Raw genomic sequence first — 22,196 nt, forward strand, 5'->3', positions numbered from 1 at the left:
AACTATTGCTTATATAATTTATTTAATTCTTCTTTTGTTAGCTCTTTTTTACCTTTTTTTGAAAGAAAAGCCAAAAATACGTCATATTTATCATTATCCAAATCTACCCAACCACAAATAACGTCACTTGCCTTTCCTGTATTCATTAAAATTTTAGAATATGAAGTTATAAAATCAGCGTCAAAACTATCTGTTACAAAAAAAGCATTTTCACTTTTCATTTTATGCTTAATACTGATTTCTCCCATAATAATATTGGGCAATGTATATACAAAAATAGCAGGAGAAGGATAAAAATCTTCTCTATTTTGAATACTTAATTGATGTTTTCTATCCGTATCAAGACTAGAAGCCCTATTTGATAAAACTAAAGCGGTATCCTGATCTACTTCTTCTTTCTCATTTAATAAAACCTCTGAAGCTAAAAAACCAAGCTTACATAATTCGTCCATTTTGTGAAACTTCGGATATTTTAACTCTAGAAATTTATAAACCCCTTTTGCAAAATCCTTTAAACTTGTAGATTCTAAATCGGTATATAACTCGCGCCCATTTTTGAATACTTTTTTATCTCTAATCAAACAAAAATCTGATATGTAATACTTTTCTTCTATCACAGCACTTCCTTTTCAATAATCAATGCAACATTACAACCACCAAAACCAGAAGCTGTTTTCAAAACTTTATTCAGTTCTCTCTTTTCATTTTTAGCAAGCACGTTTATCGGTTGAGAAACACCTAACTCTTCATAACCTAAAGAAGCGAATAATTCATTATTAATCAAACAATGTTTAGCTATAATACTCTCTATCAAAGCAGAAGCACCTAATGTATGTCCATAGTACCCCTTTAAGCTATTTAATGGTACCTTTTGCAACCCAGCTCTATTAAATGCAATAGCTTCCATTTCATCATTATATGGAGTCGCTGTACCATGTGCGGTAATATGATCTATTTGACCACTGTCTAAATTAGCTTCTTTTAAAGCTTTACTAATGCTTATAAATAATCCTTCGCCAGTTCTTGAAGGTCCAGAAATATGATTAGCGTCATTAGCAGAAGCCTCTCCGGTAATACTAATTACGGTATCCGTATTGTTTTCTTTGTTAGCACTAAGCCAGGCGCAGGCTGCAGCTTCTCCCAAACTAATACCCGTTCTATTTTTACAAAATGGTTTACACGGTGCAGAACTTACCGCTTGAAAAGAAAAGAAACCAGAAAGTGTAAACTCCGAGAGTAAATCACCTCCTATTACAACTACATCTTCAAAAAGTCCTGATTGAATCATTCTCTTACCAACAGCCAAAGCTAATCCTCCAGAAATACAAGCATTGGATAAAACTTTAGGCGTATGATCCAACTTAAAATACTCCTGAATCGTTCTCGAAATGCTACTTAAATATGCCTTTTCATCTTTATCTCTTCGCAGATTATTAATATTTCCTTTAGTTGTAGAAATTACAATTCCACTTTTAGTAATATTTAATCCAGGATTCTCTTTTAGCAGTTTAGAAACAGATAATAACATCATTTTTTCCAACTTTGTATAGCTAGAGTTTCCTGATATTACACTCCAAGCTTTAGAAAGCTTTTCATTATTAATTACGGCGCCATAAAATGCGTCAGACCATATCAAATCATCCTCAACTTTCTGAATGCCAGTATTATTACTACGGAGATTTACTATATTTTCTTCTGTAGAAAAACCAAGTGGCGAAACTATATTATCAGCAACTATGTAGACTTTTTTCATAACAAACCTACTTTACGTTTCCAATCAAGAAAAAATTCCGGAATACTTAAAGACATATTTCCATCCAGATCTAAAAATACTTGCGTAGTTTCTCCAACACAAACCAAATCTTTATTCTGGTTATACACATTGTACCTAAAAATCATTTTTGCAGCTGGGCTATCTACATATATAGTCTCTACGGTAGCAATATCCCCATACTTTAATGGTAACTTATGATCGCAATTGGAATTAACAATCGGAGTAACATAATTATTGTCCTTTACATGTAAATACGAAATACCATGAGTTCTACCGAAAGCTTCTCTACCTTCTTCAAAATAGGTAATATAAATACCATGCCAAACAATGCTAAGAGGATCACAATCATTAAACCTGACTCTTACCTCGTGAACATATTTAATATCGGTTACAACTTCTTTAGACCGCTTTTTTCTTTTCATAATATAGTATAGCGATTACGATAGTACTAATAAAAAACCCAATAAGCAAACCTATTTCGGGAAGAATATCTATCAGACTACCTTTTCTTAAAAAACAATCATAAAAAGCTTCTAATCCCCAATTCATCGGAGATATTTTGGCTATAATCTGCATCGTATCTGGCATTGCAAACACAGGAACCCATACTCCACCAATCGCTGCAAGTAATACAACCAAAACAGCACCAAATGGTGCTGCCTGTTCGTGTGAGTTAAATACCGTACCCAACAACACTCCTAATCCTATTGCCGCCAATCCAGAAGATAGCGCTACCACGTATAGTAAACCTAGATTATTCCCTAAATCCAAAACCGGAAGACCTAATTTAGGAAACACATAAAGCCCTAATAACAAAACTAATGTAAATTGCAAAAGACTAACCAATAAAAACAGAAATGCCTTTCCTCCAATAATAGTTGCGTAATTAATCGGTGTTGTTTGCAATCGAACAAATGTTCCTTGTCCTTTTTCATGAACAAGGTTTAATGATAAAGGTAAAATCATGAAAAATATTGCGAACAAGGTCCAAGCTGGGATATTATGTTGAACAGAATTTGGAATAATCAACTCTCCGGATAAAGATGGATTTATCTGATCATATTTAACAAAAGTATCTCTATTAAAAGACTTAAGACTTTCTGACTCTCCTAATTCTTTTTCAAAAGCTTCGTAAATTGATTTAGTTTCTATACTCGCCACCAACTTATCAACCGCAAATATCACAGAACTTCTAAAGGTTTCTTGAGTAATAGGATCGAAATAAAGCTTTACGACTTTATTATCCGGTAACGTTTCTGTAACGTCAGCTGTTTTCAAAGAATCTACAGAACCTTCGAACTCTTCGAGTATTTTAGAAATATTTTTATCTATTTGGTTTTGGAGTTCTTTACTTAACCCCTCTGGTATCACAACAGCTAACTGATAATCTCCAGAAGCTACCAAAAGTCTTGCTTTTTCTTCTGTTAATGATATATTATCTATCTTAGAAACAGGTTCCAAAAATTCTATTTCAGAAAAACTCTTTTGGATTTCAGCCGATAACTTCCCATTATCTTTATCAACCAGTAGTATTTCTATTGAACTACTGGATACAGATTTAAATGTCGCATCTTGAATTAATGTAACAGTAACTACTAAAACAATCGGCATTAAGAACAGAATAATTAATCCTCCAGGATCTCTTAGGAGCAACAAAAATTCTTTTTTTATGGATGCTAAAAATCTATGCATAGTCACGAAGTTCTCTACCTGTAAGTTCTATAAATACATCTTCTAAGTTCCTAGCCTCCTTAGTATTCTTAATCAATTTAGACGGTGTATCTTCTGCTATAATTTTTCCTGAATCAATAATCCCAACCATAGAACACAAATCTTGTGCTTCTCTTAAATGATGGGACGTATAAATTATAGTTGTTCCTGACTGATTGAGTTCTATAAGTTTAGTAGTAATCGCTTGTTTAGATTGAACATCTACTCCAACGGTAGGTTCATCTAAAAACAACAACATCGGGTTATGTAGTATCCCTGCAATCAGATTCACCCTTCTTTTCATACCTCCTGAAAACGTTTTAATTTTTTTATCCGCAAAAGGCAACAACCCTAATTGATCTAAATGAGATTTGATTATTGGTGTAAGTTCGGATTTTTTTATTCCAAACATACTTCCAAAATAAAACAAATTCTCCTTAGCAGTTAACTTGGGATATAATGCATATTCTTGAGGTACAACCCCTATAGATTTTTGAATATCTTTTGCGTGTGTTTTAAAGCTATTTCCAGAAATCAGCACTTCTCCTGAAGTGGGTTTAATCAATCCACATAAAATGGATATTAATGTAGTTTTTCCTGCTCCATTAGGTCCAAGAAGTCCATATACTTCTCCGGATTTTATTTGTAAGTTCACCTTATCTAATGAAAGAAATGCAGCTCCTTTATATTGTTTAGAGATATTTTTTATGTCAATAAGAGGAGTTTTATCCATTCGCAGTTATTTAATTGCTTTCTTAAGATCCAAAAAGAATGCTCTTTCAGCTAATGCAATAGCATCTAGTTTATCAGCAATTTTATTATAAGCATCCGTTTCTCTACTTCTATTTTTATAAAGTCTAGAAGCATCAATTGCAAAATCTCTCCATTGATCTCCTATTACCGTCATTTCTTTAGATAATTCAGCTAAACGAGGGTTTTCCATAATCACCGATGCTTCCTGTAAAAAAGCAGCAAAAATAAATCGAAAACCTCCACCTCCAGTTCCTATTTCTTCTTGCATTCGGACCAATTGACCCAAGTAATGATTTGTCTTTTTTATACCAATTTTATCCGGCCATTTTCGAATTCTTTTGGCCACAAACCTAATTCCCCTAAATCCAACAATAGGAACTGGTGCTAACATATGTCTATATGCTTGTTTTATTCCTTTAGTAATTGCTTTTTTAAGATCTATATCGTTTGGTAATTCTGTCGGATAATAAATATGTCCATTTGGTGCAAAAGGACCTTTAGCGAAACGCACTTTTTCTAATTCCCTAGAAGATAATGTAGTTACTTCCTGCATTACAGGATCACTAATAAGGTAATTATCTCCATCCTTACCATACACCACTAAATTGTGTGCATTAAAGTGAAAACGATATTCATCAGGGAAATAAGTCAAGTTATACACTCCAACCTGTAGTCCTACCGGATTATTTTTTGATAATTCTGCATCTAATGTCTGCTGAGCTTTCTCCTTTGACTTAAATTTATGCCTTTTTATCTTAAATCCTAATCTTTTACTTACTCTAGAGAAAATAAAGCCTGGAACAGGTCTAAAACTAAACATTGGAGCGAAATTCACCTTGATAAAAGGTATATATATAAAGAAGACTCCTGAAGCAATTCCAAATACCATCGGTTCACTTACCTTAAGCCCATTATAATTTAACAAGTTAGAAACCACTCCATTTTCGCAATGGGCAGATTGATTGTGTTCAAAGTTTATTTTCAAATCTTAGGATTTTTAAGTTCTTCTAAAGATATTTCGAAAGCTTCTGCATATTTACTTAATGTCTTTTCATTTAGCTTTCTAAATGTTTTGGCCTTAAGGTGTCTTTTCACTTTCCACTGCCACAACCCTACATATCCAGATAAAACGACAACGTCCATTCGCTGTAATTCCATATAATACGCAATAGGGCTAAGCTCTCCACTTTTTATTTTTTTGATTGTATCTTGAAGTTGCTCTTCTATCAATTCTAATGATTCGTTTAATGCAATTGTCTTTGCATCCCAACCAGAACTAAGGGCTTTTCCGTATTTACCATCCTTATCGACAGCATAAACAACCTCTTTTATATTTGCTTTAGAAAGGCTACTTTCATCCTGAGGTACGTCTTCTTTCTTCATACTATCAATAAATTAAAATTTAAAAGTTTCCAGAACTAAGAATCTACTATAATAGTTTTCATCTCCGAAGAGGCTATTAAATTCCCTTCCGGGTCATTAACCTCGATCTGAACAAGCGAAACTTGCATAATTTCTGCTACAATTTCTACAGTAGTTATAAGCTCAGTACCAATTTTTGGTAATGAATTAATGGTGGCATGTTTTATAGAGCCTATAAAACCCGTTTTAGGTTTATCATCTTTACCTCTATTTATATATCCTCTATAGCCTCTATGCAAGGCAATACTTTGTGCCATATTTTCTATAAGCCCACCTTCTGTTAGATAATCTCCTGAGGTTAATATATTATCAGATGTAACTTTTAATCCTGAAATAACCTTTTCAGTATCAAAGTATAATAACTTATCAATCATAACAAAAGGATCCTTTTGTGGAATCAACTTTTTTATAAAATCAGTATCTGTAATATTTTCTTCTAGTTGATTACTCATTAGCAAACAGTAAATAAAATATGAAAATACGAAAAACGTCCACTCTCTGGAACCATTGCAACTACCTTATCTCCCTTTTTTAACTTTCCAGAGTTTTTCAATTCATTTATCATTAAATAAATAGATGCAGAACCAACATTTCCAACCTTTTCTAGATTCGTAAACCATTTACTCTTAGGAATTGAAATTCCTTGATTTATCATTTCATTACTTAACCTTTCTTCAAAATAAAATGAAGAAATATGAGGTAAGAAGTAATCTATCTCTTCCTCATTTAGATTGTTTTTCTCAAAAGCATCTTTCATACTAGAAACTGCTTTTGGAACAACATGTTTATCTAAGATTTTTACATCTTGTTTTAACGAAAAAACAGATTCTGACAACCACTCTGCCGGCTCATATTCGCTCCAAGGCTTAAGGCTTCCATCCTCATTTTTATCTCCTCCAGCATACATACAAGCCTCTAATTCATGCGCAAATGAATAAGCTTGCATCCAATCAATTCGCAAAGAATTTTCTCCTCTTGGTTTATCTTCCAATAAAAAAGCTCCTCCTCCATCAGATAACATCCATCTAAGAAAGTCTTTTTTAAATCCAATAATTGGTTGTTCCTCTAAAGATTTTAAATTCTCTACTTCTTTATCAAATTTTCTAGATTGCATCCAAGTAGAAACTCTTTCTGTTCCTGTACAAATAGCATTTTTAGTACTATCAGATTTAACAGACAGAAAACCATACTTTAGTGCACTCATTCCAGAACAACATACACCTGAAGCTGTATTTAATTCAATACTATCCTGAGTATCTAACAATCCATGAACCATCGATGCGTGAGAAGGCAACAAATTATCCGGAGTAGAAGTTCCACAAGAAAGCAACTCTATTTCCTTTTCTGAAAAATCAGAATCGCATAGATTTTTGATCGTTTCTCTTGTAAGTTGAGCATTATTATGAGTAATGTTTCCATGACTATCTACAGCATAATACCGTTCTTTAATCCCATTATTTCTCAAAACAATTCTTCTAGCTCTCGAAGGCTGATCATCAATCATCCCTAGTCTCTTTTCCATTTCATCATTCGAGACTGGCTCATTCGGCAAGAAGTGCCCTGTTTTTGTTATGTAAACGTTTTTCATAAATAATGATTACTTATCGTAATCTTGTTGATTGATAATATTTAATATCTTTTTTTATGCGTGCATAAAAAGGTACATAAGTCAACAAAAATATAATAAAAACTATAGGTACAAAAACCCAAATAGCAAATTGTAGATAATACTCAAAAAAGTTTAACCACTTTGCTCTCCTTTTTTGTGATTTAAGTCCCACTTTATATATATGTGCTGACCACTTACTAAAGATATGATTTCCAGATTTATCTGACCTAATTAAGAAAGGTTTTATTCGAACTGCTCCATCTTTAACCAACTCTTCCTGTAATTGTTCATAATTTTCTTTAAAAAGATATTTTTTTATAATTGTCCCAAACTTTCCGGCACCGTTAATATCTTCTTCTGAAACTCCAGGTTTTGGGAAAACCCCTAAATATTTAGTTTTCTCACCTCCCATCATCCAATGAACAATCGTAATAACACTAATATGATTCCAATGCCTATCTACAAAAGCAATATTACCAATTAATTGTGCTTTACAATCCACCAATAACTTCTTAACTTTTTCCTGAGTTAAGATCCACATGTTTCTGGAACCATTTACGGTAATAACAGGAGCATCTTTCAACAATACTTTAGCGTCATCACTTTTCAAAAAAGAATTAATAGGAATCGAGGGTGAAAGATACCAAACTGTATAGCCCAGTATAATCAGATCATATTTTTTTTTCTTTATTTCTTCCGGAATAGGAATATTAGGGCTTGGGATTTGCAAATAGGATTCTGGAAAAGCTTGTATAAAGTCTTTTTTATTCCAAGGAAATTGATAAGGCTCTTCCGGTTTTATTTGATGTATTGTTAAATCACATTCTTCATCAATCATCAACGGTTCTACCAGATTCGTTAATATCTCACCTAATTGACCACTTTGACTATAATACAAAACAAGTACATTCTTCATACATTAGGTTTTAAGATCATCCCAATAGTCGTAGTAATTAAACCATTGCAAGGGATATTTATTAACCATAATCTCAGTATTTCTAACATACTCTTTTAAAACATGGCTAGGTTTGATAGATTGCTCTGTAAATTCTGGTTCACGAGCGTACAAATTATATTGTTTTTTAGCTCCTTTCATTATATACATAAAAAGAATAGGCTTCTTTTTTCTCGCAGCTAACTTATACGGACCTGATGGAAACTTTACTGACTTACCAAAAAACTCATGTTCCAAAAATTGAATCCCTTCTACATATCTATCTGCAGCAAAAATTATCACCTCACCATTTGCTAGAACATCATTCATCTGAAAGATATGAGACATATCCTCCTTAATTACAATAAATTTCATACTAGTATCGTTAGACACAGCTCCAACATACTCCTTGATTTGTTCATTTTCTTGATCGGTAACCATTAGATTGACACCGGTATTAGTCATATCAAAATCATCAAAGAAATAACGTGCTATATTAAAACTTCCTACGTGAGCACTGAAGATAATCCCACCCTCACCTTTACTTAAGAGTGCTTGCATTTTTTCCCGACCATCGTGGGTGAAAGTGAATTTATTTTTTAGTCCAAAAGATATAGCTGTCCTATCGATAAGTGTTTGACCAAAAACTATATAATTTTTATACACACTGACAAAAGACTTAAAGCGAGATTGCTTTAGTCTTTTATTATAGAAATAATAACTAGCTTTTGTAGTTGAATAGGAAAATATAACATAATACGCTGCTACAAATATTAGAATTGAGTAAGCAGCATTTAATCCTAAATTCTTTATAAAGAAAATGAATATTTTATATCCTAAAGGCGTTCCTTTAGCTTTACCTTCCCATTGGGCCATTACTTCTTCTAAATATTGACTTTACGTTCTATCAAATCATAAAAATCTTGAAAACTTTCTACTCCAACAAAATCATCACCAACCAATTTCACTCCAAAAGTGGCTTCAATAGCTACAACAAGATCTACGTAATCTAAACTATCTAAATCTAATGTTTCTTTAAGGTTTGCTTCGGGAGCAATTTCATCCGCTTCTACCTCGAATTCTTCTATCAAAAAGTCATCAACTTTTTCAACAATTACACTTGTTTCCATCATCTTTCTTGTAATTTTTTTCTATTCTAAATCTTTTTTATGACGATTGCAGAATTTGTGCCCCCAAACCCAAATGAATTCGACAAAAATACATCAATTTTTTTATCTACAGTTTCTTTTACCAAATTTAACTTTGACGAATCTTCATCAGGAGACTCAAGGTTAATATTAGGCGCTATAAATGAATTGTTTAACATTATTAAAGAATAAACAATCTCACTTGCACCTGCCATCCAACACTCATGCCCAGTCATTGATTTTGTAGAACTCACGTAAGGTCTTGATTCTCCAAAAACTTCATTAATCGCCTTTGCCTCATTTGCATCTCCTATAGGAGTAGATGTAGCATGCGCATTAACATAATCAACATCTTCAGGTTTTACATTCGCCTGATCCACTGCTCGTTTCATAGCTCTAGCAGGTCCCTCTTGGTTTGGCGTAGAAATATGATCTCCATTAGATGAAAAACCATAACCTACAACTTCTCCCAAAATAGTTGCCCCTCTTTTAACCGCACTTTCATAAGACTCCATAAACAAGGCAGCACCACCGCCACTAGGCACTAATCCATCTCTTCCGCTATCAAAGGGTCTCGATGCTTTTGTTGGGTTTTCTTCATTCACAGAAAAAACTCCTAATCCATCAAAACTACCAAAGGCGTAATCATTAATTTCTTGAGCACCTCCACACAACACATAATCCTGAAGCCCTTGCTTAATCAATAAATACCCCATTCCAACCGAGTGTGATCCACTTGCGCAAGCAGCACTTATTGTAAAATTAACACCTTTCAGTTTAAAAACAGTTGAAAGATTCATTGTTACCGTAGAGTTCATAGACTTAAAAACACCTCCGGAACCCACTAAAGTAGTATCTTTCTTAATTCTTATCTTATCGATTGCTTGCATTACCGACTCTGCAGTGCTATCATTTCCAAATAGCACACCTATTTCTTCATTGTCTAAGAACTCTTGATCTACACCTGCTTGATCAAATGCCTGTTTCGTAGCTATATAAGCATACTCAGACTCAGAACCAAAACTTACTCTTTGCCTTCTACTTAGCTCCTTTTTTAAATTAGGTTTAGGAACGGTTCCTGTCAAAGCTGATCTATAACCAAACTCTTTTCGAGATGGTTCATAAACAATGCCAGACTTCCCTTGGTATAATGATTCTTTTACTTCTTCTACATTAGAACCAATACAAGAATATATTCCCATTCCAGTAATAACTACTCTACGCATACTAATTTCTTATGAATAAATTCCTCCATTAATATTCACAACTTCTCCAGTTATATATGAAGCTTTTTTGGAGGCTAAAAAAGACACTAAATCAGCGACCTCTTCTGCTTCCCCAAAACGATTCACCGGAATCATACGCTTCAATTCTTTTTCATCCATCTCCGCTGTCATATCCGTTTTTATAAAACCTGGTGCAACTGCGTTTACCGTAATTTTCCTTTTTGCTACTTCTTGAGCCAACGCTTTTGTAGCGGCTACCAAAGCTCCCTTTGCAGCAGAATAATTAGCTTGCCCAGGTGTTCCTTTTACTCCAGAAACAGATACAACATTTACAATACGACCATACCTATTAGTTAACATCTTTTGAATCAAGTGATTGGTTACATTATAAAAACCATTCAAACTAATATTAAGAACATCATGCCAATCTTCTGGTTTCATCCACATAAATAATCCATCTCTTGTAATTCCCGCATTATTGATAATAATTTCAACAGTAGCATCTGGATTTTCAGCTATCCAATTATCTAAAACTTTATGTGTATCCTCCCTATCAGCTACATTAAATTTTAATAATGTACACTGCCCTCCTTCATCTTCAATAATTTTTTTAGTTTCATTAGCAGCTGTATCATTAGACTGATAATTAATTAAAACAGGGTACTCCAAATCTTTAGCTAACTTAACAGCAATTGCTCTTCCTATTCCTCTGGATCCACCAGTTACAAGGGCGTATTTCATTTACATCTTTTTTTTAAGATCAAATAATTATTGAACAATGTTTAAAACAACAATTATTCCAAATTAAGATTTAATTAACAATATTAAAAGATTCCTTACAACTTTAACAATCGTCTAATGTTGTAAGGAATACAAAATATTTATTTAACGTTAACAAAAGGCTCTGCATTATCAAACCATGTATCACCTAAAAGCTTCCCGTCTGGAGTTAAAAATCCCCACTTTTTTTCATACTTTACACGAGCTAAACCATCCACAAATCCTTTCTCTGCTGCTCTACCTGACAAAAACCCAAAACTACCTGCGGTGATACCATATTTAGCTTCTATAACTAATTCTCCTTTCAGATTTACAAATCCCCAATCTTCAATTTTGACAGGAGCCATTCCATTATTATCAAAATAATCAACATCTGCATATTTGTAATCAATAACCACTTTACCATTAGTATCAATAAAGCCCCATTTGTTACCATCAAAAACACCTGCGTATCCATTTTTAAAAGGTTTCGCTTTCACAAACTGCGGCTCTATAACCCATTTGCCTTCTTTATCAACAAAACCTATTTTCTCATCCTTTCTTGCAATAGTATAGGTTCCGCCTGTTCTAAAATCCCATATTTTAGTAGCCCCATCAACTTTATTAAAACTGTTGGAAGATGCTATTCCAAAAACTTCTTCTCCTTTTTCAGCTCTAGCTACTCCATTCACATAATTACCTATAGATGTATATTCTGGTTTAATTACTATAGCTCCTTTATTATCTATAATACCCCACTGACCAGATTGGTTTGCAAATCTGGCATAACCATTCTGAAATCCTTTGATAGTCTTATATTGTGGTTTTACAATGACTTCTCCCTTTGGATTCATTAATCCAACCATCTTGCCTTCTCTAACAAAAGCAACTCCTTCTTTAAAAGGATATATTTTTTCGGCATTAGAGTACGTCAACTCTTTACCTTCTTTATCAATGTATTGCCATTTCTTATTTTTCAATACCATAGCAACTCCATTATTAAAATCCTTTGCCTTATCAAATTGGGCTTCTAACAACCATTTCCCATCTGGGTTGATGTATCCCCATTTTTTACCCTCCAAAACCAATGCAACTCCATCAGCAAAACTATTTGCTTTCTTGAATTGAGGTTGGATAACAAACTCGGCTTTTTTATTAATGTACCCAAACTTTCCATCCTTCCTAGCTTTTGCTAGTTGTTGAGAAAACAAGGTTTGTAAACCAAATACTAATGCTAGTGTAATTAAAAGTGCTTTTTTCATCATATCTATATTTAAGGTTTATTTTTAGTACAAATAAAAAAGCATAGGTTAACATGCTTTCTTATATTAATAAATAAATTAAATCTTAATCAAATAATCTAATAGGCATCATTTTCTTTAAGGTAGTCTTTAACCTCCTGAACAAATGGATAAGTAACATAATCCTTCGTAAACGGAGGAACAATTTTTTTAATATCCTTAACTAACTTTTGAGTTCTACTAGATAACTTATCTCCAAAATCAAGATATTCTAACGCCTGAACTATTGTCATTAACTCAATAGCTAACACCTCGAATGTATTCTCTATCACTGTTTTGGTCATATTCGCTGCATTGGTTCCCATACTAACAATATCTTGATTATCATTATTATTAGGAATACTGTGCACATACATTGGGTTGGAAAGAGTCTGGTTTTCTGCAGTTGTAGAAACCGCTGTAAACTGTATCCCTTGCATCCCAAAATTAAATCCTAGTTTACCTAAATTAGCAAATGGCGGTAGTATATCATTTAGCTTAGAGTTCAACAGATAATTTAACTGACGCTCTGCAAGCATTGATAATTTAGTGACAACAAGTTTTAGCTTATCCATCTCTAAAGAAACATAATCTCCATGAAAATTACCTCCGTGATATACATGCTTAGTTTCTACATCTATTATTGGATTGTCATTCGCTGAATTTAATTCTTCAATCAAAATCCTACCCACATGTTTAATCGTATCACAAACAGGCCCTAAAATTTGCGGAACACAACGTAAAGAATAATATTCCTGAACTTTTTCCTTGAAATAAGTATCTCCGTTTTGACCAGAATACAAATGCTTTGTTCTATCTCTTGTTAACTTACTATCTGATAAATGTTCACGCATTTTACGCGCAATATTCTGTTGTCCTAAATGTAATTTACTGTGATTCAATTCTTCAGAAAGGTGATCATCATACGCTTCAACAATCTCATTTATAGCTGAAGAACAAGCTATAGACCAATCTAGCAATTTTTGAGCATTAATAACATTAACGATACCGATTCCAGTCATCGCCGACGTACCATTCATTAAAGCTAATCCTTCTCGAATCTTTACCTCAATTGGTTTAAGTCCTAATTCTTTAAAAACTTCTGCAGTTTCTCTTCTTTCTCCTTTATAAAAAACTTCTCCTTCACCAATTAGTACCAATGCTAAATGCGCTAATTGAACTAAATCACCACTTGCACCCACTCCTCCATGTTCGAAAATCAATGGTGTTACATCATGATTTATCAAATCTTTCAAGCCATTAATAACTGTTGTATTAACTCCTGATTTCCCTAAAGACAAGGTGTTTAATCTCGCTAACATTAATGCTTTCACATAATCAGGCTCCATTGCTTTACCCGTTCCAGATGAGTGGCTTCTAATTAAATTGAATTGCAATTCAATCCTATCTTTATCATCTATTTTATATTGGGCCATTGGTCCAAATCCGGTATTTACACCGTAGATTACTTTGTTTTCAGAAAATTTCTCCAGAAATTTAAAGCTATCATCAACTCTATTGATTATAGAATCATCTATCGTTAGCTCTTCTTGATTAAAAATAACACTTAGGAAATCTTTAATTTCCAACCTTTCTTTTAGTATTAGCATTCGCGAATTAGTAAGTTTTTTCCAATATTTGTAAAAAAATTCAAGTTTACTCTCTATTTTTACAGAGGGCAAATGTAATGTATTTAAAGTACCTTTGAAAATTATGAAAAAAGAAAATGTAGATGTGCTAGTAATCGGTGCCGGTCCTTCTGGTAGCGTTAGCGCGGCTTATCTTAACAAACATGGAATTAACGTTAAGGTGGTTGAAAAAACAAAATTCCCTCGATTTCAGGTAGGAGAAAGTCTGATTCCTAGATGTATGGATAATTTTGAAGAAGCTGGGCTTCTAGATTGTCTTATGAAGCAAGGGTACGAGAAAAAACATGGCGCTCGATTTATTAAGGATGGAGTTACGGGGAGTTTTGATTTTAGCAAAAAGTACGGAGATGGATGGGATTGGACTTGGCAAGTTCCAAGAGATCATTTTGACAAAACTCTGATCGATGAAGCAATTCGACAAGGAGTAAGTGTAGATTTTGAAACTGAAGTGACTAATGTAGAATTTAACGGAACAGATTCGTTAACCACAGTAAAACACAAAGACGGTTCTGAAAGTCAGATAGAAGCAAAATTTATTATAGATTCTAGTGGTTTTGGACGTGTTGTTGCAAGACAACTTGGCCTTGAAGCTCCCTCTAAATTAGCAGAACACGGATCCATTTTCACACAAGTAAAAGACATCAAAAGACCTGAGGGAATAGAAGGTACAACTATTACATTTGAAATTATCGAAACTGAAGTATGGTTTTGGTATATCCCTTTTTCTAATGGTAATACCAGTATTGGATTTGTTGGACCGATGGAATGGATTAATAAATTCGAAGGAAATAAAACAGAAGTTTTACAAGAAATGATGAAAACTTCTCCTTATTACTATGAGCAGTTTAAAGACGTTCCTTATTTGTTCGAACCTTATAAAGTAGAAAATATTGCAAAAAATGTAACAAAATTATTTGGTAATGGCTTCGTCTTAACTGGTAATAGTGCTGAGTTTCTTGACCCTGTATTTTCATCAGGGGTATCTTTTGCAACAGAAACAGGTCTTTTATCTGCTAAATTAGCTATCAAACAACTGAACAATGAAGAAGTTGATTGGCAAACTGATTTTGTAGATTATATGAGACAAGGAGTTGATGTATTTACAACTTATGTAAAAGAATGGTACACAGGAAATTTGCAAAAAATTATTTTTCATGATAAACCAAATGAAGATTTTAAAGAACAAATCTGCGCAGTGCTTGCTGGTTATGTTTGGGATAAAACAAACCCATTTGTTAAAAAGCATAATCACATTGTAAGAAATGTAGCGAAGCTTGTAGAAATGGAAGAAAATATGTCAGAATAGTTTTTCTGACAACAATAATAAAAAAGGAGGCAATTGCCTCCTTTTTTATTATGTACCTATATTATTAATCCTTAGCAGTTATTATTTAGCCAAAGAAACTTTTAGCAACAAGTTATTCTTTTTACCATCATAAGCTTCAAAAATCATGTCTTGATTAGGTAAAATCGCAGCTTTGTACACTTCTAAATTATCTAAACGTGAATTTCTAATGTCACTACCTGTAAGAATAGGTTCTTTAATAACTTCTCCAGTAGCATCATCAATAGTGTATGATGTTAGATAAAGAAACTCTTTTTTACCATCAAAATACCTCGTTGGGTACTCATCAAAAGATCTTTTAAGATTGGTAAAATCATCTATATAGAATAAATAATGTTTACCTAGGTTTTTAAAATTAATATAAGACATACTCTTTTTACCTCTAGCTCCTGTTTGATACTTAGGCAATCTATGAAACCATTTCACATCACCTTCAGAAGAAATTTTAGAAGCAATTACATCTCTGTAATAATATTTATATGTTGTTCTAGAACCAGAAGAACTTGATGTAGTAAATGATTCAACATATCGTTGTTCTCCCAAAATCACAAAACTGGCATCATCGTTATAAACAACATTATTCACCTTTAAACTTTCAAAATCAAGCTTATCTTTTTCATCCTGGGTACCTTCATTAATCCTTGTCTCTCTTTTTAAAGCATAGTCCTGAACAATAGTTGTAGGAATGTCACTTTTAATAACAGAAGAAACAACTCCAGAGACATCTAACTTTGCAGAAAACAAGCCAGTAGCTTCTACCTTATTATCATTTTTAGCATAAAAACCTGAAACACTCATTTTGCCTTGCTTGTCTAGACCAATCACAGCATTCATTATAGATCTTCCAGGTAATTCTATTTTGCTTTTAATGATTTCTTTAGGGTCTTCCTTTATTTTAAAAACTTCAGTTCTATAAGAATACTCTAATTTATTTTTTTCTTCAGCATTAGAACTAAAAACAGAAGCTGTCATATAGAAACTCCCTTCATTATCAATAGCAAAATCCTCATTTTCCAACCACTTATTGGCATAAGGTAATTTTACTTTTCGACTCCAAATAAGCTTCAAACTAGAATCATATACACTAATTCCTATTTTATCAGCTTTATCATTTGCTGTTTTAACTCTAAACAACACTAATAATTTAGTTCCATCAAATGATTTCTTAAAAACAAACTTGTTAATTCTTCCTCCAGCATCAAAACCATAGGTACTTTTAAAACCTACATCATTATTAATATTTTCTTTATCACTCCCTACCAAAATTGGTTTCTCTGCTATAATACCTGTAAGAGATATTTTTTGAGCATAAGCTTTATCTTTAATAGTATAGAAAGCCACAGCCTTCCCATTAAGATCCATAACAGTCTGAAAATCTCCTTTATCCTCTATAACCTGTCTTTTCTTTACTTCTTCTTTTAAATCTTCTAAAGAAAAGCGTTGAATTGTCATATCCTTTCTTCCTTTTTTAATAGCAACCATTCTATTTCCTGAAGCCACATAATAAGAATTAGCACTTTTAATTCTTTTATACTTCTCTCCTATTTTAAAATCAAAATCCTTAGAAAGAACAGGTTTTTGAGCATAAGAATACCCGCATAGAAAAATTGTTAAAAATAATAGGTGTTTCATATTAAGTACTGAAAGGGTTTTGTCTAAATTCATAACATCTAACATTAGGTCAAGTATCACAAATATATGATTCTTGATTGAAACTACTGTTTTTGGAAATTTTTAAACTAAAATTAGATGTTTCAGAAAAATATTTCAGCCAAAGAAAACTGATTTTCAACTTTTTAAAAAAGCGTCATTAATAAATTAAAAATAATGCAAAAAAAATGTTGCATTGTAGATTCATAAAAGCTACATTTGCATCCGCATTTGAAATATTAATGTGTAGTTCTTAATCAATTTTGATTTCGGAGAGGTGCCAGAGTGGTAATGGAGCAGATTGCTAATCTGTCAACGCGTAAGTGTTGCCAGGGTTCGAATCCCTGTCTCTCCGCAATAACTTTTGAGTATTATTTTTCAAAATTCGGGGTGTAGCGTAGCCCGGTTATCGCGCCGCGTTTGGGACGCGGAGGTCGCAGGTTCGAATCCTGCCACCCCGACAATTTGAAAAATATACAATTTATCCGGTCGCGTAGCTCAGCTGGATAGAGCATCTGCCTTCTAAGCAGACGGTCACAGGTTCGAATCCTGTCGCGATCACAAGAAGCCTTACTTTAAAGTAAGGCTTTTTTGTTTTCTAGATACTATCCTATCATCAATATTGGCATACTAGTTGATATTTCCCGATTGTAATTATTAATTATATGACGTAATACATCGATAATTTTAAAAAATAAATATCTTTGCTAACGTTAAAAAAAACCCAATTATGAAAAAACTATTATTTGCAGCCATTATTATGGCAACTACTGTTGTTTTTGCTCAAAAAGAAAAGATCAAGAAGGAAGTGTAAAAAACCTAAAAGGAATTACTGAGTACAACCTTGTCTTTGATTATGAAAATATTAAAGTCCATAAATTCGATACTGAAGAAGAGTTTCTAAAGGATAAAATGGAAAAAAGAGAAAAGAAACATCCAGGAGAAGGAAGAGGTGAAAAATTTAAGAACTCTTGGTTTGCAGATAGAGAAGAGAGATATGAACCAAAGTTTATCGAATCTTTTAACAAACGTTTTGAAGAAGGAGCTGTAAAAGTTGGAAAAGATCTTACTAGTGCTACACACACTATGAAAATCAAAACTACTTGGATATACCCAGGATATAATGTTGGTGTTTCTAGACAGCCAGCTAAGGTTAATGCTACAATAACAGTTTACGAAACTGCTAGTCCAGACAAAATATTATATTCTACGGATTATATAAAAGTTCCAGGTGGAGGAGCATTTGGAAATGATTATAACACTGGTTATAGAATTTCTGAAGGATATGCAAAACTAGCTAAAGAACTAGCAAAATACATTAAGAAAAAGGCCAAATAATCCTTTTTAATTTTAGAATAGAAAAAGCGGTAATAGTATTACCGCTTTTTTTTTATGGTTCCTAATATTTTAGAATCCTTATCAGGTCTAAAATATAAACACATTACTTCTACTTTTTGAGTAATTTATAAAGTTGCATAGACGAATTACCATATAATTTCAGAAAATATATCCCTGTTTCTTTTTCTGATAAATCAAGGTGTATTCTTTCTTGTTTTTGACTAATCATATCATCTTCTATTGTTTTCCCTGATATATCTATTATTCTATATCCAATGTATTTATGATTTCTTGATAATACAACTTGCCCAATATCTGATATAGGATTGGGATATATGTAAGCATCTAAAGTACTATCATCGACACGTTGTAATTGATTATTACAAGATCCAACTATGAAATCATGTTTAGAACCTGCCGTATTATTTTCTCCTCCGGTTGGCAAGCTATAGGTATAATAAAAATAAATTTGATCTCCAGAATTTGCATTAATCTGAAATGGAATATTTGGAGTTACAATATATCCCGGATATGGACCAGAAGTAGAGGTACCGTAATAAAGAATACAGATATTTTCTCCAATTCCAGTAATTTCCGGAACAAAAGTTACCGTTGGGTCTGTAGTATCTGAGGAGATTTCATAACTATATTGACCATTCACTGCTAATCCTACACAATTAGTACTATTGGTATCTTCTGAAGCTCTAAACTCTATAAAATTAAGATTTAAACCATTGGAATCAAAAACAATTCTTAACTCATGATTTCCGCTATTTATCGGAATTCCGGTTACAGAAATTGTTTCGTACTGTTGCCAATTTCCAGTATTAGGTACAGATATCACTTCCGTAATGACAACTCCATCCAGCTCTAAATGAAATTTGCCATTGCCATTAGGGGAGGCTACACGGAAGTCGATATCATAACTATTATTAGAATCCGTAGCGTTTATATCAAAAGCTAACCACTCATTAGCATCAATCCAACCAACATTATATACTCCACCAATAACATCTCCAGTGTTTTCTATATCTACATTATCCTGTCTGTAAGCACCTCCAGTATTTCCTGTACTTAAATCATGATAACCAACCCCTTCTCCACCTTCTTTATAATCTTCGGCTTCTATGATTCCGGGAATTGTAAAACTATTATTAGGAGGTGTAACAATTTCATTTCCATCAGTTGTTATCAATGTATTGGCCGGCACCATAAATGAATCTACCTCAACACCATCTTTATAAACGATACATGTTTGATCTGTATTTTTAGAATTATAAACTACATACATTACGGTTCCTTCTTTTTGAAACACACTACTCATTGGTAAACTCAATCTATAGTTCGATTGTCTTAATCCAAGATTTTGAGAATTATGAGCATAGTAATATGTTAATGCACTTTCATTAGAATTATGAACAACATTATACTCTTGAGATCCCACGGCACTATTCCAAAAATCATCAAAATTGCTGGTCACTCCTTCTGGATCAAAAAATAGCTTAAAACCCCAAGAAACATTCATCCAATCACCACTTAGACCTCCTAAATCGGCTTCCATATTATTTATTATTGGATCAACAATAGCATTTACTTCATTTGTGGTCAAAAATTCATTCCAAAAACCATATGCCGGAGTAATTGGCAACCATTGTATTCCATGAATATAAGTATCTTGTGCTCCAAAAAAAGTTCCATAAACATATCTATTCATTTCTAAGATCCCTACAATCGGTTTATCATATCCTATTTCTTCAAATACTCCACTCTCATTATACCAATAATCTGCTATCGCTCTTCCTTCCATTACATAACCATACGCAGCGGCATCTCTCATATTAGTATTTTCAGTTATTTCACCAGTCATAAACATTCCTGCCCAGGATTGCATTGCTTCTGAAGTAGATTCTTGATTATTCCCAATAGCATTTCCTAAACCATTGGCGAAAGAATGTCCCATCCAAGGACTAAAAGTTCTCATATATGGGAAATCTTCATCATTTCTATCCCAATTTGCATAGGTCTTTATAACCTTTGTAAGCATTGGCCAATACTCATCCATTGCTCCAGGTTCTGCCATTTCTAATAATGCACCAGCATGGGCTAGATATCCATAATGAAAATGATGATCTGTAAAAAAACCTGAGAAAAACTCCTCATTAAATCCTACTAATGCTTTCCAAGCAGGATAATATGCATAATAAAAAGAGGTCTCTCCAGGTGTATAAGTAAGCCAATCATAAATTCTTTCCTTTGCAAAACTTAATAGATCCTGATAATCCGGATGTCCTATTTCTTTTGCGATGAGAACATACTTAATTAATTGGACTAAATATTTTCCTCCCCAATAAGTGCCGTTTGCAAAGTTATCTCGATCTAAACGAGCATTATAATCATCCACCATTTCTATCAATTTTGCTCTTTCATAAGGATTTATATCAGAGTTTTTAGTTATTGGTTCATTAAAATGAGGTAAAAGATTTGCATTAAATTCGTAGTCAAAAGAGAAGGTAGTTCCTTCAGCTATTTTTAACGTTCCTCTTGGGGTAGCCTTATATTCTCTATTGTTGAGAAAAGAAAAGTTATTCGTGTTTCCTCGATAATGATGAGGAATAAATCCCTGTAAAACGTTAGGTTGATCACCAATGATATTTGTTTTTTCTATCTGATAAGTAACATTTACTAAACCATTATCTGGTTGGTAATCATACAAAGCTTTCGTATCTGTCGGTTTTGTAAAAGCATAATCATGTAAAAAATTTAAATCTGATATTTCTGTTAATGCTGAAAATACTATGTATTTACCTTCACTATTTATTAATTCTAGATCCCCATCTACTCCGTCTTTTGGTATAATGTTAGTGTTTTCTGTAAGATGAATTCCATATAAATTACCATCATATTCTATAATAAAGCGATCTACAGTAGCAGGAAAACTAAGTATATCACCATTGGCATCGTAATAAGTTCTAACTCCTGTATGAATAGATTGTATAATCGCATCAAATCCATTCGGTTTTGTCCAAACAAAAGGCATTCCTTGAGCTAATGTAACATCAATAGTTTGATTACTACTTTGATGCTGTACCTCTAAATCTACATGCCAATCTGACCAATTCGCGGCTATTGTTTTATTAGCTGTAAAGCCATCTCCTGTTAGCGTCACTAGATAATCAACACTAATCCCAACACTCTCATCTCCTCCCCAATCTTTTGCTGTTCTGTGACCTATTTGATAACCATCTGCATTAGCTCTAGACAATAAAGGATACGTCCATAGGTTTCCGCCATTACGAGAACCATCTGCATTTTCATTATACAAAACACTTGTCCACCAATCATTTGTAGGTATTGGTTTTCCTGTCATATTAGAACCAACATCTAAAGTAGGGTTTAACGCTACACTTTGAAATGTTCCTTGTGTAGGATCATTGCCAATATATTCATGTGAGGGAGGATATTCTGCATAGGAACCACCTCCAACAGAAATTACATTTTGTGACCAGGTAGACACACTAAAAATTAATAGAAATAGTAATATACTTATTACTTTTCTAAACATTATGGTTTTTTTCATGAGTACGATATTTATTTGAATT

20 protein-coding genes and 3 tRNA genes are annotated in these 22,196 nt (G+C 33.0%); 5 read left to right on the top strand and 18 right to left on the bottom strand.

Annotation, left to right across the window (positions count from 1 at the left end; translation table 11 throughout):
• Nucleotides 1-2: 2 nt before the first annotated feature.
• The 16 genes from D1815_RS07480 to hutH form a co-directional block, all read right to left on the bottom strand.
• Nucleotides 3-617 (bottom strand): hypothetical protein, encoded by a 615-nt coding sequence (locus D1815_RS07480; RefSeq protein ID WP_027392747.1) that lies wholly within the window; start codon nucleotides 615-617, stop codon nucleotides 3-5.
• A complete protein-coding gene (locus D1815_RS07485) occupies nucleotides 614-1,753 on the bottom strand; it encodes a beta-ketoacyl synthase N-terminal-like domain-containing protein (protein ID WP_118386505.1) in 1,140 nt (379 codons plus the stop codon). The genes D1815_RS07480 and D1815_RS07485 overlap by 4 nt, the downstream gene beginning before the upstream one ends.
• Nucleotides 1,750-2,196, bottom strand: coding sequence for a thioesterase family protein (locus D1815_RS07490; RefSeq protein WP_027392749.1), 447 nt, complete (start codon nucleotides 2,194-2,196; stop codon nucleotides 1,750-1,752). The genes D1815_RS07485 and D1815_RS07490 overlap by 4 nt, the downstream gene beginning before the upstream one ends.
• On the bottom strand, nucleotides 2,174-3,466 hold the full coding sequence (locus D1815_RS07495) for an ABC transporter permease (RefSeq protein WP_027392750.1): 1,293 nt from the start codon (nucleotides 3,464-3,466) through the stop codon (nucleotides 2,174-2,176). The genes D1815_RS07490 and D1815_RS07495 overlap by 23 nt, the downstream gene beginning before the upstream one ends.
• The gene (locus D1815_RS07500; RefSeq protein WP_118386506.1) at nucleotides 3,459-4,217 is read right to left on the bottom strand and encodes an ABC transporter ATP-binding protein; all 759 of its coding nucleotides are present in this window, start codon (nucleotides 4,215-4,217) and stop codon (nucleotides 3,459-3,461) included. The genes D1815_RS07495 and D1815_RS07500 overlap by 8 nt, the downstream gene beginning before the upstream one ends.
• A 6-nt stretch (nucleotides 4,218-4,223) precedes the next feature.
• A complete protein-coding gene (locus tag D1815_RS07505; protein WP_118386507.1) occupies nucleotides 4,224-5,222 on the bottom strand; it encodes a BtrH N-terminal domain-containing protein in 999 nt (332 codons plus the stop codon).
• The gene (locus D1815_RS07510) at nucleotides 5,219-5,620 is read right to left on the bottom strand and encodes a hypothetical protein (RefSeq protein ID WP_027392753.1); all 402 of its coding nucleotides are present in this window, start codon (nucleotides 5,618-5,620) and stop codon (nucleotides 5,219-5,221) included. Before D1815_RS07510 ends, D1815_RS07505 begins: the two co-directional genes overlap by 4 nt.
• 35 nt (nucleotides 5,621-5,655) lie before the next feature.
• Nucleotides 5,656-6,111: a hypothetical protein gene (locus D1815_RS07515; protein WP_035085073.1), complete on the bottom strand. Its 456-nt coding sequence runs from the start codon at nucleotides 6,109-6,111 to the stop codon at nucleotides 5,656-5,658.
• Entirely contained in the window at nucleotides 6,111-7,247 is a 1,137-nt protein-coding gene (locus D1815_RS07520; protein WP_027392755.1) for a beta-ketoacyl-ACP synthase III, read from the bottom strand. The genes D1815_RS07515 and D1815_RS07520 overlap by 1 nt, the downstream gene beginning before the upstream one ends.
• 13 nt (nucleotides 7,248-7,260) lie before the next feature.
• Nucleotides 7,261-8,184, bottom strand: a complete 924-nt coding sequence (locus D1815_RS07525) for a dialkylrecorsinol condensing enzyme DarA (protein ID WP_118386508.1) — start codon at nucleotides 8,182-8,184, stop codon at nucleotides 7,261-7,263.
• Nucleotides 8,185-8,187: 3 nt separating this feature from the next.
• Complete coding sequence (locus D1815_RS07530) at nucleotides 8,188-9,078, bottom strand: lipid A biosynthesis acyltransferase (RefSeq protein ID WP_027392757.1); 891 nt, start codon at nucleotides 9,076-9,078, stop codon at nucleotides 8,188-8,190.
• Nucleotides 9,079-9,086: 8 nt separating this feature from the next.
• Nucleotides 9,087-9,332 (bottom strand): phosphopantetheine-binding protein, encoded by a 246-nt coding sequence (locus D1815_RS07535; protein WP_027392758.1) that lies wholly within the window; start codon nucleotides 9,330-9,332, stop codon nucleotides 9,087-9,089.
• Between the two features lie 26 nt (nucleotides 9,333-9,358).
• Nucleotides 9,359-10,576, bottom strand: a complete 1,218-nt coding sequence (locus D1815_RS07540) for a beta-ketoacyl synthase (RefSeq protein ID WP_027392759.1) — start codon at nucleotides 10,574-10,576, stop codon at nucleotides 9,359-9,361.
• Between the two features lie 9 nt (nucleotides 10,577-10,585).
• On the bottom strand, nucleotides 10,586-11,317 hold the full coding sequence (gene fabG / locus D1815_RS07545; protein WP_118386509.1) for a 3-oxoacyl-ACP reductase FabG: 732 nt from the start codon (nucleotides 11,315-11,317) through the stop codon (nucleotides 10,586-10,588).
• A 140-nt stretch (nucleotides 11,318-11,457) separates the two neighbouring features.
• Complete coding sequence (locus tag D1815_RS07550) at nucleotides 11,458-12,597, bottom strand: WG repeat-containing protein (RefSeq protein WP_158594391.1); 1,140 nt, start codon at nucleotides 12,595-12,597, stop codon at nucleotides 11,458-11,460.
• Nucleotides 12,598-12,695: 98 nt separating this feature from the next.
• Entirely contained in the window at nucleotides 12,696-14,225 is a 1,530-nt protein-coding gene (hutH, locus tag D1815_RS07555) for a histidine ammonia-lyase (RefSeq protein ID WP_118386511.1), read from the bottom strand.
• Nucleotides 14,226-14,328: 103 nt separating this feature from the next.
• Between hutH and D1815_RS07560 the strand changes: the two genes are divergently transcribed.
• Entirely contained in the window at nucleotides 14,329-15,570 is a 1,242-nt protein-coding gene (locus tag D1815_RS07560; protein WP_118386512.1) for an NAD(P)/FAD-dependent oxidoreductase, read from the top strand.
• Nucleotides 15,571-15,651: 81 nt separating this feature from the next.
• Here D1815_RS07560 and D1815_RS07565 read toward each other — a convergent pair whose 3' ends face one another.
• On the bottom strand, nucleotides 15,652-17,241 hold the full coding sequence (locus tag D1815_RS07565; protein WP_147403998.1) for a hypothetical protein: 1,590 nt from the start codon (nucleotides 17,239-17,241) through the stop codon (nucleotides 15,652-15,654).
• 289 nt (nucleotides 17,242-17,530) lie between these two features.
• On the opposite strand from D1815_RS07565, the gene D1815_RS07570 reads away from it, so the two are divergent.
• The 4 genes from D1815_RS07570 to D1815_RS07585 all read left to right on the top strand — a co-directional run bounded on the left by D1815_RS07570 (nucleotide 17,531) and on the right by D1815_RS07585 (nucleotide 18,597).
• A tRNA-Ser gene (locus tag D1815_RS07570) sits at nucleotides 17,531-17,614 on the top strand.
• Nucleotides 17,615-17,645: 31 nt separating this feature from the next.
• Nucleotides 17,646-17,720, top strand: a tRNA-Pro gene (locus D1815_RS07575).
• Between the two features lie 26 nt (nucleotides 17,721-17,746).
• A tRNA-Arg gene (locus tag D1815_RS07580) sits at nucleotides 17,747-17,820 on the top strand.
• Nucleotides 17,821-18,171: 351 nt separating this feature from the next.
• On the top strand, nucleotides 18,172-18,597 hold the full coding sequence (locus D1815_RS07585; RefSeq protein ID WP_240337548.1) for a hypothetical protein: 426 nt from the start codon (nucleotides 18,172-18,174) through the stop codon (nucleotides 18,595-18,597).
• A 109-nt stretch (nucleotides 18,598-18,706) separates the two neighbouring features.
• Here D1815_RS07585 and D1815_RS07590 read toward each other — a convergent pair whose 3' ends face one another.
• The gene (locus D1815_RS07590; RefSeq protein WP_118386514.1) at nucleotides 18,707-22,174 is read right to left on the bottom strand and encodes a glycosyl hydrolase; all 3,468 of its coding nucleotides are present in this window, start codon (nucleotides 22,172-22,174) and stop codon (nucleotides 18,707-18,709) included.
• Between the last annotated feature and the right edge of the window lie 22 nt (nucleotides 22,175-22,196).

Source organism: Aquimarina sp. AD1 (genome assembly GCF_003443695.1).
In the GTDB taxonomy this organism is placed as follows: domain Bacteria; phylum Bacteroidota; class Bacteroidia; order Flavobacteriales; family Flavobacteriaceae; genus Aquimarina; species Aquimarina latercula.

Excerpts from the sequence above, each read along its gene's own strand:
- D1815_RS07530 (WP_027392757.1), bottom strand. The coding sequence starts at position 9,078 with ATGGCCCAATGGGAAGGTAAAGCTAAAGGAACGCCTTTAGGATATAAA.
- D1815_RS07515 (WP_035085073.1), bottom strand. The coding sequence starts at position 6,111 with ATGAGTAATCAACTAGAAGAAAATATTACAGATACTGATTTTATAAAA.
- D1815_RS07560 (WP_118386512.1), top strand. The coding sequence starts at position 14,329 with ATGAAAAAAGAAAATGTAGATGTGCTAGTAATCGGTGCCGGTCCTTCT.
- D1815_RS07590 (WP_118386514.1), bottom strand. The coding sequence starts at position 22,174 with ATGAAAAAAACCATAATGTTTAGAAAAGTAATAAGTATATTACTATTT.
- D1815_RS07520 (WP_027392755.1), bottom strand. The coding sequence starts at position 7,247 with ATGAAAAACGTTTACATAACAAAAACAGGGCACTTCTTGCCGAATGAG.
- D1815_RS07495 (WP_027392750.1), bottom strand. The coding sequence starts at position 3,466 with ATGCATAGATTTTTAGCATCCATAAAAAAAGAATTTTTGTTGCTCCTA.
- D1815_RS07490 (WP_027392749.1), bottom strand. The coding sequence starts at position 2,196 with ATGAAAAGAAAAAAGCGGTCTAAAGAAGTTGTAACCGATATTAAATAT.
- fabG (WP_118386509.1), bottom strand. The coding sequence starts at position 11,317 with ATGAAATACGCCCTTGTAACTGGTGGATCCAGAGGAATAGGAAGAGCA.
- D1815_RS07500 (WP_118386506.1), bottom strand. The coding sequence starts at position 4,217 with ATGGATAAAACTCCTCTTATTGACATAAAAAATATCTCTAAACAATAT.
- D1815_RS07510 (WP_027392753.1), bottom strand. The coding sequence starts at position 5,620 with ATGAAGAAAGAAGACGTACCTCAGGATGAAAGTAGCCTTTCTAAAGCA.
- D1815_RS07550 (WP_158594391.1), bottom strand. The coding sequence starts at position 12,597 with ATGAAAAAAGCACTTTTAATTACACTAGCATTAGTATTTGGTTTACAA.
- D1815_RS07525 (WP_118386508.1), bottom strand. The coding sequence starts at position 8,184 with ATGAAGAATGTACTTGTTTTGTATTATAGTCAAAGTGGTCAATTAGGT.
- D1815_RS07585 (WP_240337548.1), top strand. The coding sequence starts at position 18,172 with ATGGAAAAAAGAGAAAAGAAACATCCAGGAGAAGGAAGAGGTGAAAAA.
- D1815_RS07485 (WP_118386505.1), bottom strand. The coding sequence starts at position 1,753 with ATGAAAAAAGTCTACATAGTTGCTGATAATATAGTTTCGCCACTTGGT.
- hutH (WP_118386511.1), bottom strand. The coding sequence starts at position 14,225 with ATGCTAATACTAAAAGAAAGGTTGGAAATTAAAGATTTCCTAAGTGTT.
- D1815_RS07565 (WP_147403998.1), bottom strand. The coding sequence starts at position 17,241 with ATGAAACACCTATTATTTTTAACAATTTTTCTATGCGGGTATTCTTAT.
- D1815_RS07535 (WP_027392758.1), bottom strand. The coding sequence starts at position 9,332 with ATGGAAACAAGTGTAATTGTTGAAAAAGTTGATGACTTTTTGATAGAA.
- D1815_RS07540 (WP_027392759.1), bottom strand. The coding sequence starts at position 10,576 with ATGCGTAGAGTAGTTATTACTGGAATGGGAATATATTCTTGTATTGGT.